Source organism: Actinoplanes sp. DH11 (assembly GCF_020873875.1).
Taxonomy (GTDB): domain Bacteria; phylum Actinomycetota; class Actinomycetes; order Mycobacteriales; family Micromonosporaceae; genus Actinoplanes.
The window spans coordinates 299,107-311,439 of record NZ_JAHWGU010000009.1 but is presented as its reverse complement, the minus strand read 5'-3'; the positions used below and the strand labels follow the sequence as shown (position 1 = coordinate 311,439).

The following is a 12,333-nucleotide window of genomic DNA, read 5'->3' as shown; positions in this document are numbered from 1 at the left end:
GCCCGCCCCTCGCCGCTCGCCGCCCGCCCCTCCTTCCTCGCCGCCCGATCCTCGCCGCCCGATCCTCGCCGCCCGATCCTCGCCGCCCGATCCTCGCCGCCCGATCCTCGCCGCCCGCCCCTCGCCGCCCGCCCCTCGCCACCCGCCCCTCGCCCCTCGCCCTTCGCCCCTTGTGGCCGCCGCGGCCCACTGTGGCGCCCTGGACAGCGTTGTTGATCTGCTAGCGATGCAAAATCGCTGTGATCATGGGGTTGAAACCGCGATTTCGCATCGCTAGCAGATCAACATCTCGACAGGGCCAGCGCATCCGGCACCAACTGGGCCGGAACAGGGCATGGGTTTGACGCACGGGCAGTAGCAGCGACCGCCGGCCGGAGCGCGGCGGCCGAGACACGGCAGCCGAAACACGGCGGTCGAGACAGGCCGTCGAACACGGCCGTCGAAACGCGGCGGTCGAGACACGGCCGTCGAGACACGGCCGTCGAGACACGGCCGTCGAAACGCGGCGGTCGAAACGCGGCGGTCGAAACGTCTGGCGGGCAGCTGACGCCGGGGGCGGATCAGCGGGCGAACAGGAGGAGCAGGCCTGCCCAGGTGCAGCCGATCATGAAGAGGACCATCGGGAGTTCGTCGGCGAGGACGGCGAGGGTGGGCTTTCCTGGCGACTCGGTGAGGGCGTGGTCGTGTGCGACGATCACGCCGAGTACGTGTCCGATGAGGATCAGCGCGATCTGTGCGGCAGCGACCACTTCGGGTATCGGTGTCACGTCCCAGCCTGCGCCGGCTGCCGCGCCCCACTGCTGGATCAGCAGCAGCGCGCCGCGCGGGCCCTCCACCAGCAGCAGTGACAGGTAGTGCGCGAGGGTGTAGCCCACCGCGATCGGAATCAGCGAAGCGGTCACGTCGAGGCGGCCGGCGGTGCGGTCGACGGCCAGGAACACCAGCCCGCAGATCAGTGTCAGGGCGGCTGTCCCCCAGAGCCAGGACCAGCCGGCGCGCTGCACGAACCCGGCCCACGCGGGCGAGGCAGCAGCGCTGTCGAAAACGGTTGAACCCCACCACACGGCAAGAAACGCCGCCGCCCCACCCGCAGGCAGCCGAGAAGCCCCCGCCACCCGAGGTGCCCGCAACACTCGAGGATCCCCTGACACCCGAGAAGCCCCCAACGCCCGAGGAGCCTCCGAGACCCGAGAACCCCTCGCCGAACCGGATGCCGCCGGCAGATGCGACCCCACCGCCCAACCGGACGCTGCCGACGAAGGCGACCCCACCGCCGGCGGGGAGCCCCCCGGCCGCGACACACCCGGAAGCGGCGCCGCCAGCCCCGACAACCACCGCCCCCGGTGGAGCGGACTCAGCCGGCCGGCCAGGGACGAGTACACCTCGAAGCAGTCGCCCCGGCCGAACCACTCCACCCCGCGCAGGGCGGCCATGGCGAGCTGCGCGAGCCCGTACCCGATGATCCAGGAACCGACCGCGACCGGCGCACCGTGATGGGGTGCCACCAGCTCGAACCAGACGAACGCCAGCAGGAAACCGGCCGCCGGCCAGGCCCCGGCGCCGCGTCCGGGTGGGAGCGGGCGCAGACCGTGACGCGGGAGCCGCAGCACCGCGAAGAGGGTCCGCAGCGGGTTCACCGCGCGCCACACCGGCCCGAACACGATGCTGAGCGGCACCAGTCCGACCCACAACCACACGAACAGCGCGTGCGCGACCGGGCTGAGCGCCCCGAGGGAAGGGACGAACGCGCTGCCGACCAGGTAGAGCGTGAGAACCAGGACCGGGAGACGCAGCAGGCCGGCCACCCGCGAGGGGATCAGCGACGGAGCCGGGTCGGCGGGCGGCAGCCGCCGGCGGAGGAGGGCGGCGATCAGGAAGGAGAGGACCACGGTGGCGGCGCCGGCCTGGAGCACCAGGTCGAGCGGCAGCGGCAGATCGGCCGACTGCCCGACACCGTGCGCAACGATCACCGGACCTCGATCCGCATCACGATCACCGGACCTCGATCTGCATCAGCAGCGTCTCCGGGTGTGCCTCCACGTCGAACAGGCCGACCCGGTCGGCGGCGAAGAGCACGCACGCGGACCGACCGGCCGCAATGGGGTAGACCAGGTCGTAGCCGTGTACGTGCACCTCGGCGGCCACGTCAGCGGTCACGCCCAGCAGGACGGTGCGGCCGGCGGGCACGGTCACCCGCTGCGGCGCGGGTTCCGCGCGGCCGTCACGCAGGGCGACATTCAGGGGTACGGCGTCCGGCGCGGCCGACCCGCACCCGGACGGCTGGGCCGCTCGCACCGCCGGGGCCTGGGTGCAGCCGCCGAGGACGAGGACGCCACCGAGGGAGAGCGTGCCGACGAGCAGGAGGGCGGCGGGCTGACGGGCGAGGGTACGCAACACGCCCGCCCCCGTCACCGCGACGCCCGCACCGAGGCCGAGCGCGAGGGCGACAAGCGCGCGTTCGACGGTGCCGGGCCCGGCGAACGGCAGCACCGCCCGGTGGAACGAGGTGACGTCGGGCAGCACGAAGACCGCGGTGAGGGCGGCGCCGCCGCAGACCGCGAGGACTCCCGCCGGCCGGCCGCGCAGTGCCGTCACCGCGCCGCCGACGATCAGCGGCCAGGCCAGCAGGTTGATCCCGGCGGCACTGAGGAATGTGCCGGCCAGCGGTGCCGACTCGACGGCCAGGGTGGACCCGGCCACGTGGGCGGCCGAGGCCGCCGCGGCGATCAGGCCGGCGACGCAGAGCAGCACGTCGCCGCGGGCCAGCCGCCGGGCTGCCACGATCACGGCCGCGCAGGCGAGCACGGCGGCCGCCCACCAGAGGACCGCGACCGGCGGCGCCGCGCCGGTGAGCACCCCGCTCACGACAACCGAGGACGAACCGGCCACCGGAACCGGCGACGCCCCGGTCCCGGGAACCGGCGACGAGCCGATCGTCAGGGGCACCGTGAACGGGACCGAGCGCCCCGCCGCGACCCGCCGGCCGTCCGGGGTGGCCCGGGTGTCGATCCAGGTAAGCGTCTCACCGGGGGCGACGACGGCCGGGGTGGCCGGCCCGCCCCCGGCGGTCACGGTGATCGGTGCGGTGGTGCCGTTGCGCAGCCGCAGCCGGGCGCCGTCCTCGATCGCGACCACGGAGAGGCCGGGTACGGCCGGGGTGACCGCGACGACCCGCCCGCGCGCGTCGGTGGCGGTGAGCCCGCCGGCGTGCGCCCGGGCCGGCATCGGGGTCAGCAGCAGCGTCAGGACCAGGGCGAACAGACCGGCGAGGGCCCGGGTGGCCGCCCTCACTCGGCTTGCAGGTGCTGCACGCTGCGCGCGACGAGCACGGTGGCGACCCCGGTCAGGGCGGTGAACGTCAGCAACCCGCTGACCATGTGCACGTTGAAGCCGACGCTGCCCTCCACGATCCCGCCGACGACCAGGACCGAGCCCCAGGCGAGCGGCGGGGCGATCAGTCCGAGCAGGATCCAGCGGGCGTTGACGCCGAGCGTGGCCCGGGTGGCCCGGCCGGCGATCCGGAACGCGGCTTCCAGGACGACCGAGGCGGCGGCCAGGGTCAGCGCGGGCCACCAGGAGTCCTCGGAGTCGAACATCAGGTGCATCAGGGCGGCGGGCACGGCGATCAGCGCGGTCGGCAGGCCGATCGGCAGGCGCCAGCGGCGGCCGATCAGGATCAGCGGGAGCAGCAGCAGGACGGTGCTGAAGAGGTAGCCGTGCACGAGCTGCGCGTCCGGCGAGAAGATCGGCACCGGTTCGGCGCCGCTGCCCAGGTGCCGGAAGCCGATCGCCGAGGCGTGCAGCGAGTAGATGTGCACGGGCAGTACCGCGAAGAGCGCCGCGGTCGCCACCAGGAATCCGCCGCCGGTCCCGAGTTCCCGGCCGGGCACGGTCGCCTGCATGAGCACCGGCCCCGCGGCGACCAGCACCATGCCGAGGATGATGAACTCGTGGCTCGGGCTGATGAAGATCTCCATGTCCTGCTCAATGCCGAACACGTTGTGCCACAGCGTGTCCATGCCACCGCCGACCAGGAGCGCGGCCATGCCCCCGAGCGGGATGCGCAGGGCGTTGGGCAGGGCGAGCAGGGAGGCGTACGTGGGCACGCCGGGCAACCGGGACCGCATGATCCAGAGCAGCGTGAACCCGGAGGCCGCGATGCCGGAGTAGAGGACGCCGTGCCACGGTGTCCAGAACGTCTCCAGTTCCGGGGTGGTGGCGTGCGCGTAGGCGTCGAGCTGCAATCCGATCACCAGCCAGGCGGCGGCGACGACGAGCGTCCATCGTTCCCGCGCGCTGAACGGCACGGTCACCGGCTCCGCCGCGGTCCGGTCCATGGACGTCGTCACGGTGTACCACCCTTCGCTGTCGAACTGGCGACGGTAACGTACATCGTTTGTGTTACATACTTCGATCCCGTACGGCAGGCGAATTGCCGGATCTCGCTAGGGTGACCGCGTGGCGAACCTCCGCCGCCGCTGGTTCGTGGCGGGCTGGACGGTGGACCGGGACGTGGCGCTGGCCACCACGACCGACGCCTGGCGCCACCTGCTGCTCGACGAGTGCCCGGCCGGCCACGGACCGCTCATCCGGGCCGGACCGGACCGGCCGGGCACGGCCCGCTCATCCGGACCGGACCGGCCGGTCAGGGACGGCCGCTCACCGGAACCGGGCCGCGCGGTCGCGATGGCTGGCCGCCGCCGCCGCGGCCTGTTCCGGGCTGACCGTGCTGCCCGGCATCGCGCCCAGGGTCTCCACCTGCTCGGCGAGCCGTTCGTGGGCGTCCCGCGCGAACTCGCGGCAGGGCAGGCAGGTGACGCTCTCCGGCCGTACCGCCGTCATCGCCCGGGCGACCCGCCGGCCGCACCCGGTCCGCACCTCCGAGGGCAGATCGGCCGCCAGGCCGAACGCCGACGCCAGCATGTCGCGCGCCACCACCTCCCCGCCCAGCCGGGCGTCCACGTGCACGTGCGGGTCGGGCGGGTCAGCGGCCATTGCCCACCACTACCGGCCCGGTGGGGTCGGTGTCCAGCCGCAGGTCGTCGCTGGGGCGCTCCCAGATGCGGCTGGGGTCGTTGAGCGGATCCACGTGCCAGAGCAGCACCGGGACCGTCGGCCGGCGTAACCGGCCCTGCGACACCTCGGCCCGCGCCCCGGTGGAGAGGGTGGTCGGCGCCAGCCGCAGCTCGGTCAGCGGCACCGGCTTCGCCGGCAGCAACGCGTCGGCGAGCAGCACCGCATCCCACGCCGGGATGAGGAAGTTGCCGAGGTCGTTGGGCCGGCACGGCTGGCTCTGCAGCTTCACCGCGGCGTCCAGGGTGCAGGCTCCGATCAGTTGCCGGTCGCGGGCGCCGGCGGCCCGGTCGGCGCACGCGAAGACCTCGCCGGGGTGCAGCCCCAGCGCGTCCCGGGAGCGGTACATCTGCTCGGTCAGCGTCGTGTACATCGCGGGGCTCAGGTCGGAGCAGCCGGGACCGCCGACGTAGTAGTCGACCGGCCAGTCGGCGTTGCTCACCGCCCGGAGCTCGTAGTTCGCCATGAAACGACCCACCGAGCCGTCCGCGATCACCATCCGGGGCCGCTCATGCCCGCAGACGTCCTTGATCCGCTGGACGAACTCGGCGAACCGGGTCCACCGGTCGGCGAAGAAGAGGACGGTACCGGCGTCGCAGGTGACCGCGTCCAGGGAGGCGACGTGCCGAGCGGTCGCGCCGGGCGGCTGCTTGACGGCTGCCAGCAGGTCGTTGACCAGCGAGGTGGTGTAGAGGTCGGTGGGGTTCGGCTGCGCGTACGCGTCGAGCCGGAAGCCCTCCGGGAACCGCTGCCGCAACCGGGCGACGGTGTCCTTGGCGTAGTCCAGGTTGCTCGGCGCCAGCTGGAGGTAACCGGGCCGGTCGACGAACGGTCTGCCGGGTGCGCCGAGGTCGGCGAGCAGGTTGGGCGCGATGAACGGGATGCCGGCGTCGAGCAGCCGGTTGATCGCCCGCTGCGTGGTGTCCCGGCTGTCGCCGCCGCCGATCACCACGAGCCGCGAGCCGAGCGCGGCCCGCCGCTCGATGATCATTTTGGCGATGTCGTCGGCGTGCCGGACGTCCTGGGTGGCATCGGCGATCACCACGTGCACGTCGCGCAGATGGGTCTGCGCGAACAGCAGCGCCCGCAACTGGTCGCGCTCGGACGGGTAGTCCCGGCCGTCCGCGCACCGGGTCCGGTCCCCCGGCAGCGGGTCGCAGGAGAGCGCGCCCATCCACACCACCGTCAGGTCGCCGTCCTTCAGCGGCCGGTTGTTCTTGAAGATCGCCTGCTGGAGCTTGACGGTGACCGGGTCCTTGCCGAACGCCGGCGAGGCGAACACGCCGGCGTCGTGGGTGTCGAGCAGCCCGTAGCAGCGGGACCCGTCGGACGTGGCCCGCAGCATCGTGATCCCGGTGGAGGTCGGCAGCGTGTAGCACCCGTTCGCCACGCCGGGGAGCCAGTCCTCCCGGGTCCAGCCGAGGAAGCCCAGCGTCAGGGTGAGCACGGCCAGGATCACGTTGTGGGTGGCGGTCAGGGGCGGCAGTTTGACGACGCTGCTCAGCTTGTCGGAGACCAGCACGGGCAGCACCACCCCGGCCACCGAGACGGCCAGTGCGCGGGCCTCGGCGCTGCCGTCGAACGCGTTCTCGACGAAGACGGTGGCGATCGCGAACGCCACGGCCGTGCCACCGATCAGGGCGACGAGCCGCAGGTTGGAGCTGAGCAGGGCGGCGACGGCGGCCAGCAGGACCGCGACCAGGATCGTCCACACGCCGACGTACCCGGTGATGCCGGCGTGCACCACCAGGATCACCAGCGCGAGCAGGGCCAGCAGCGGGGCCGGGGTCCGCTGCGCCAGGACGGCGGGCAGCGGCGAGTCCGGGTCGGCCCGCGCCGCCGCGTCGGCCACGAGCGCGCGGCCTATCGTGATCATGTACCCCACGGCGAAGATCGCGCCGGTCGAACTGACGACCAGGATGATGGTGCGCAGTCCGTCGGCGCCGGCGAAGAGCACGCGCACCACGATGAGCGCGGCCATCAGGACGGCGACCAGCCGGAGGACGGCCTCGACGGTCAGCAGCGAGCGGGGAATACGGCGCATCGACACCTCTCAGTCCACGATACGCTCACGGTAGGCACTCGCCGCCAGCCGCCGAGCCGATCAGCCGCCGAGCCGATCAGCCGCCGAGCTGTTCCTCGAGGTGGAACACCTGCTCCAGGACGAGCATGCCCTCGTCCGGCCGCGCCTCACCCAGGGCCGGGAAGAAGTCGGCCATGGCGGCCTGCCAGCGGGCGTTGACCTCGGTCCGCGCCATCGCCGCCTGCGCCGCCGCGAAGTCGTCGGTCTCCAGGAAGCCGACGAGCAGCCCGTCCGGCCGCAGGAACAGCCGGTAGTCGTGCCAGCCGGTGTCGGCGAGCGCCCGCAGCATGTCCGGCCACACCGCGGCGTGCGCCGCGCGGTAGGCGTCCAGCTTGGCCGGGTCGACCTGGAGGGTGAAGCAGACGCGCGTCATGCCGGGATTATGCCTGCCCCGGCGTCGGACCAGTAGTTCGCATGCGAACTTAATTCCGCTATCTTGTTCGCATGCGAACTACTGAGGTCCGGATCGGGCCGATCGCCGGCACGCTGCGGGAACCGGACGAGCCGCCCGCGGCCGCGCTGGTCATCCACCCGGCGACCGCGACGCCCGAACGGTTCTACACCGCCTTCGCGACCTACCTGGCGGAGAACGGCATCGCCACGGTCACCTACGACTACCGGGGCACCGGCCGGTCCGGCTCACCGCGGGCGAACCGCGCGATCGGCATGCGCGACTGGATCGACCACGACGTGCCGGCCGTCGCGGAGTGGACCGACGCCCGCTTCCCCGGCCTGCCCCGGCTCGCCGTCGGGCACAGCGTCGGCGGTCACGCGCTGGCCCTGGGCAGCGGGACCGCCGGCCTCGCCGGCCTCGTCCTGCTCGCCTCGCACGCCGCGTCGGTGCGCGCCGTCCCCGACCCCGCCGAGCGCCGCCGCGTCCGCCTCGTCCTGCACCTGCTCGGCCCCGCGCTGGCGGCCGTGCTCGGTTACGTGCCGGCGCGCCGCCTCGGCCTCGGCGAGGACATCCCGGCGGCCGCGATGACCCAGTGGGGCGCGTGGGCCCGGCTGGACGGCTACTTCTTCGACGACCCGGCCGTGCGCGCCGCCGAACGAGCCGCCACGGTCACCGGGCCGGTCCTGGCGATCGGGTTCACCGACGACAAATGGGCCACCGCCGCGGCGATCGACCAGCTGACCGGCCATCTGACCTCGGCAGAGGTGGAGCGCCGCACGTATTCCCCGGCCGACGGCGGGGTGGACGCGATCGGCCACCACGGTTTCCTGCGGCGCGGCGTCCGCGACACCCTGTGGCCGGAGCTGCTCACCTGGCTGCAGAAACAGAGCCACTGAGACAATCACCGGATGACATCGCCCCGGCTCGTCTTCGAGATGATGACCGCCGAACGCGCGGTTCGCCGCTGGATCGACGCCCGAGCGGGCGGGACCGGGATCGGCGCGGCCGGCGCCGGCGTCCTCTTCCACCTGGCCGCCCACGACAACGCCCTGGTGGGCGATGTCACAGCGGCGTTGTGCGCGTCACCGTCCGGAATGTCGGGCCTGATCAGCCGACTGGAGAAGTCCGGTTTTGTGACGAAGAGTCCTGACGAGACCGACGCCCGGGCGGTCCGTCTCTCGCTCACGCCGCTCGGGCGCGAGGCGGCGACCACGGCGAAAGCCGTGGTCCGCGACCTGAACGCGCACCTGACCGAGGACTTCACCCCGGACGAGCTCGCCGTGGTGGCCCGCTGGCTGGCGCGCGCGTCCACGCTGCATCCCTGATCGCAGGTGACTTCCGATCAAGGCGGGGGCATACCAGTGTGGAACGCGAGTGCCTCAACGCTAGGAGTCAGCATGCGTCATCGGGTCGTGGTCGTCGGAGCCGGGTTCGGCGGGCTCTTCGCCATCAAGGCGCTCCGCCGCGCCGACGTCGACATCACCCTGATCAACGGGACGGCCTATCACCTGTTCCAGCCGCTGCTCTATCAGGTGGCCACCGGCATCCTGTCCGAGGGCGAGGTGGCGCCGCCCATCCGTGAGGTGCTCAAGCGGCAGAAGAACGTGGACGTCCGGCTCGGCTGGGTGCAGGACGTGGACGTCGAGAACAAGGTCGTGTCGGTGAACGGGCCCGGCATCGACTACACGGTGGAGTACGACACGCTCATCGTGGCGGCCGGCGCCTCCCAGTCCTACTTCGGCAACGACGAGTTCGCCGAGTTCGCGCCGGGCATGAAGAGCATCGACGACGCGCTGGAGCTGCGTGCCCGGATCTTCGGGGCGTTCGAGGTGGCCGACCTGCAGACCGACCCGGCGGACAAGGAGCGCTGGCTGACCTTCGTGGTGGTCGGCGCCGGCCCGACCGGCACCGAGATGGCCGGGCAGATCGCCGAGCTGGCGCACCGGACGCTGCCCTCGCAGTACCGGCACATCGACACGACCAAGTCCCGGATCCTCCTGGTGGACGCGGTCGGCGCGGTGCTCAACACGTTCGGCGACCACCTGTCGTCGCGGGCACAGCAGCAACTGGCGAAGCTCGGCGTCGACGTCATGCTGAACACCAAGGTCGTCGGGGTGGACGCCACCGGCATCGAGGTGGAGTCGGAGCGGGGCCGCGAGCGGATCCCGACGATGACGAAGGTGTGGGCCGCCGGGGTGGCCGCGCCGGCGCTCGCCACCCGGCTGGCCGAGGCGACCGGGGCCAAGACCGACCGGGCCGGCCGCGTGCTGGTGGAGAAGGACACCACGGTCCCCGGGCACCCGGAGATCTTCGTGCTCGGCGACCTGATGAACCTGGCCGGCGAGGACGGCCGCCCGCTGCCCGGTGTGGCGCAGGTCGCCATCCAGAGCGGCCGGCACGCCGCCGACCAGATCAAGCGCCGGCTCACCGGCAAGCCGGACAAGCAGCCGTTCAAGTACTTCGACAAGGGCAGCCTCGCGACGATCTCCCGGTTCTCCGCGGTCGCCAGCATCGGCAAGATCCGGCTGTCCGGCTTCACGGCCTGGGTGGTCTGGGTCGCGGTGCACCTGTTCTACCTGGTCGGCTTCAAGAACCGGGTGACCGCGGTGCTGCACTGGGCGGTCAGCTTCCTGGGCCGGGGCAGATCGGAACGAGTGGCCACCCAGCAGCAGGCGTTCGCCCGGCGGGCCCTCCGGCTCTACGGCGACCCGTTCCGCCGGGAGGCTGCCGAGAGCACGCCGCCCGTGTTGTGATCACAACCATCGGTACCGGCCCGGCGCTCCGGCGGCGCCGGGCCAGGTAGCGTGTACCGGCCCCAGCAGTCGTGAGGAAGGTTCACCCTTGGTACCGGTCACGTCCTCGGTCCAGCAACCCGCTGTCGTGCCGCGGGAGCGGGCACTGGGTCCGGTCTTCCACGAGCTGTCGCTCTTCCACGGCAGCATGGGCGCGGGCAAGTCGACGCTGGCCCTGCAGAACGCCTACAACCGGCGGCAGGCCGGCCGCCCCGGTGTCCTGCTGACCAGCATGGATCGCGCCGGCAGCGGCGTGCTGTCGTCCCGGCTCGGCGTGGCGGCCGACGCGATCGAGGTGACCGCCGGCACCGACCTGCTGGCGCTGATCCAGGAGCTGGTGCCGGCCGGCGGGTTCGTGATCGTCGACGAGGCTCAGTTCCTCTGGGCGGAACAGGTGGAGCAGCTGGCTCTCGCGGTCGACGAGCTGCACGTGGACGTCGACTGCTACGCGATCTCCACCGACTTCATGTCCCGGCTGTTCCCCGGCTCGCAGCGGCTCCTGGAGCTGGCCGACCGGATCGTGTCGCTGCAGGTCGAGGTGACCTGCTGGTGCGGCCGGCCGGGGCGGCAGAACGCCCGGATCGAGGACGGCCGGGTGGCCCGGTCGGGCGCCCAGGTGGCGGTGGGTGACATCGACGAGACGGCCGACGTCACCTACCGGGTGCTGTGCCGGCGCCACTGGCGCAACGGCGAGGCCGGCCCGCAGTAGGCCGACCGGTCAGGGGTAGATCTTCCAGGCGCGCAGGTCGCCCCGCGGGTCGAACAGGTAGCCGCCGTCGCCGTACCCGTGGTTGGCCGGGTCGACGTTGGTGAAGATCGGCTGGGCGAGACCCCAGTACTTGTCGGTGGCGGTGTCGCGGCCCGTGCCGACGTGCACGGTGACGTCGCCGCCGGCCGGGACCACGGCGCCCTTGGCGAAGGTGTAGCGGCGGTACGCGGAGTCGCGCACCCACCAGCCCGCGAGACTGACGGCCGTGGCCGACGGGTTGTGCACCCGGATCCACTCGCCGTTGAGGTTCTGCGCGTCGGTTCCCGCCGGGTCGTAGCTGACGGTCACGGTGAGGCCGGCGTTCTGGGCCGGGCCGGAGCCGCAGGCATCGGTGTCGTAGAGGCCCCGGTGCTCGGCCGCGGCCGCCTTCGCGGCGGCCAGGTACCGCTGGTCCCAGGTCCATTCGCCGGAGAACGGCAGCCAGAGGGCCTGCCCGCGGCGGACCAGGTCGAGGCCGATGTCCTGCCACTTTCCGTTGATCTTCACGGCCACCGAGCGGAGCGGCCGGTCGCCGCTCTTGCTCGACGCCTTGACCGCGGTCATCCGGACCTTGCCACCACCGGCCTTGACCAGCTGCTCGACCCGGGCGGTCGCGGCGAGGGCGTGACACTCGCCCGCGCGCCGGGCCGGCGTCGGGGAGTACCGGGTCTGCTCCATCGCCTGGATGCCGATCAGCCGGATCGACTTCAGCGCGGCGGTCCCGTCGCCGTGCACGTCCACCCGCAGTGTGTCGCCGTCGGCGACCCAGTCGACGGTCCCGGTCCAGACCGGGGCGGCGGCCTGTGCCGGTGTCGCGACGAGCGCGGTCAGGCCGAGGGACGCGGTGACGGCGAGGGTGGCGAGGCGGCGCAGCATGCCCCCAGTTTCGGCGGCTCGCGCGGGGAGTTGAGGGAACGCGGTCGCCGGCTGGGCTGAACATCGCCGCGCCCGCTCCCGTACGGGTGACTACTCCGGCGTCGGATTGCCGCGCCTGCCACTGTGCAAGAAGGTGAGCACCCACGACGGCGAAGGGCGCAGCATGACAGGCGACCAGCATCTGCCCTACGGGTGGGCCCCGCCGATAGCGGACACCGTCCTCCCGGCACCCACGCCCGGCACCCGGGTCCGGCGGCTCGCGGCCGCCCTGTTCGACGTGGTGCTGTTCGTGGCCACACTCGGCGCCGGCCGGGGCGCCCGGGCGCGACGACGGCGGGCACCCCGGGAGGGATACCCGCCGCCGTAG

The 12,333-nt window shown here is 72.8% G+C and carries 12 protein-coding genes; 5 read left to right on the top strand and 7 right to left on the bottom strand.

The features are described from left to right. Positions 1–560: 560 nt before the first annotated feature. The 6 genes from LPA41_RS16185 to LPA41_RS16160 form a co-directional block, all read right to left on the bottom strand. Entirely contained in the window at positions 561–1,970 is a 1,410-nt protein-coding gene (locus tag LPA41_RS16185) for a hypothetical protein (RefSeq protein WP_229071217.1), read from the bottom strand. 22 nt (positions 1,971–1,992) lie between these two features. Next, complete coding sequence (locus LPA41_RS16180) at positions 1,993–3,291, bottom strand: hypothetical protein (RefSeq protein WP_229071204.1); 1,299 nt, start codon at positions 3,289–3,291, stop codon at positions 1,993–1,995. Next, positions 3,288–4,349 (bottom strand): hypothetical protein, encoded by a 1,062-nt coding sequence (locus LPA41_RS16175; protein WP_229071203.1) that lies wholly within the window; start codon positions 4,347–4,349, stop codon positions 3,288–3,290. The genes LPA41_RS16180 and LPA41_RS16175 overlap by 4 nt, the downstream gene beginning before the upstream one ends. Before the next feature lie 310 nt (positions 4,350–4,659). After that, positions 4,660–4,995, bottom strand: a complete 336-nt coding sequence (locus LPA41_RS16170; RefSeq protein WP_229071202.1) for a hypothetical protein — start codon at positions 4,993–4,995, stop codon at positions 4,660–4,662. Continuing rightward, positions 4,985–7,117, bottom strand: coding sequence for a hypothetical protein (locus LPA41_RS16165; RefSeq protein ID WP_229071201.1), 2,133 nt, complete (start codon positions 7,115–7,117; stop codon positions 4,985–4,987). Before LPA41_RS16165 ends, LPA41_RS16170 begins: the two co-directional genes overlap by 11 nt. A 76-nt stretch (positions 7,118–7,193) precedes the next feature. Beyond that, complete coding sequence (locus LPA41_RS16160) at positions 7,194–7,529, bottom strand: L-rhamnose mutarotase (protein ID WP_229071200.1); 336 nt, start codon at positions 7,527–7,529, stop codon at positions 7,194–7,196. Positions 7,530–7,600: 71 nt separating this feature from the next. On the opposite strand from LPA41_RS16160, the gene LPA41_RS16155 reads away from it, so the two are divergent. The 4 genes from LPA41_RS16155 to LPA41_RS16140 all read left to right on the top strand — a co-directional run bounded on the left by LPA41_RS16155 (position 7,601) and on the right by LPA41_RS16140 (position 11,051). Further along, entirely contained in the window at positions 7,601–8,446 is an 846-nt protein-coding gene (locus LPA41_RS16155) for a serine aminopeptidase domain-containing protein (RefSeq protein ID WP_229071199.1), read from the top strand. 12 nt (positions 8,447–8,458) lie between these two features. Beyond that, positions 8,459–8,875 (top strand): MarR family winged helix-turn-helix transcriptional regulator, encoded by a 417-nt coding sequence (locus LPA41_RS16150; protein WP_229071198.1) that lies wholly within the window; start codon positions 8,459–8,461, stop codon positions 8,873–8,875. Between the two features lie 72 nt (positions 8,876–8,947). Further along, positions 8,948–10,303 (top strand): NAD(P)/FAD-dependent oxidoreductase, encoded by a 1,356-nt coding sequence (locus LPA41_RS16145; protein ID WP_229071197.1) that lies wholly within the window; start codon positions 8,948–8,950, stop codon positions 10,301–10,303. A gap of 187 nt (positions 10,304–10,490) precedes the next feature. Next, entirely contained in the window at positions 10,491–11,051 is a 561-nt protein-coding gene (locus LPA41_RS16140) for a thymidine kinase (protein ID WP_374238164.1), read from the top strand. 9 nt (positions 11,052–11,060) lie between these two features. Here the strand turns inward: LPA41_RS16140 and LPA41_RS16135 are convergent, their stop codons facing one another. Next, positions 11,061–11,966 carry a lamin tail domain-containing protein gene (locus LPA41_RS16135; RefSeq protein WP_229071195.1) on the bottom strand — a complete coding sequence of 302 codons (906 nt, stop codon included), beginning with the start codon at positions 11,964–11,966 and terminating at the stop codon, positions 11,061–11,063. A gap of 133 nt (positions 11,967–12,099) precedes the next feature. Between LPA41_RS16135 and LPA41_RS16130 the strand changes: the two genes are divergently transcribed. Next, the gene (locus LPA41_RS16130) at positions 12,100–12,333 is read left to right on the top strand and encodes a hypothetical protein (protein ID WP_229071194.1); all 234 of its coding nucleotides are present in this window, start codon (positions 12,100–12,102) and stop codon (positions 12,331–12,333) included.

Bases quoted from the DNA above. Each gene is read 5' to 3' on its own strand.
- LPA41_RS16170 (WP_229071202.1), bottom strand. From the start codon at position 4,995: ATGGCCGCTGACCCGCCCGACCCGCACGTGCACGTGGACGCCCGGCTG.
- LPA41_RS16165 (WP_229071201.1), bottom strand. From the start codon at position 7,117: ATGCGCCGTATTCCCCGCTCGCTGCTGACCGTCGAGGCCGTCCTCCGG.
- LPA41_RS16160 (WP_229071200.1), bottom strand. From the start codon at position 7,529: ATGACGCGCGTCTGCTTCACCCTCCAGGTCGACCCGGCCAAGCTGGAC.
- LPA41_RS16155 (WP_229071199.1), top strand. From the start codon at position 7,601: ATGCGAACTACTGAGGTCCGGATCGGGCCGATCGCCGGCACGCTGCGG.
- LPA41_RS16150 (WP_229071198.1), top strand. From the start codon at position 8,459: ATGACATCGCCCCGGCTCGTCTTCGAGATGATGACCGCCGAACGCGCG.
- LPA41_RS16145 (WP_229071197.1), top strand. From the start codon at position 8,948: ATGCGTCATCGGGTCGTGGTCGTCGGAGCCGGGTTCGGCGGGCTCTTC.
- LPA41_RS16140 (WP_374238164.1), top strand. From the start codon at position 10,491: ATGGGCGCGGGCAAGTCGACGCTGGCCCTGCAGAACGCCTACAACCGG.
- LPA41_RS16135 (WP_229071195.1), bottom strand. From the start codon at position 11,966: ATGCTGCGCCGCCTCGCCACCCTCGCCGTCACCGCGTCCCTCGGCCTG.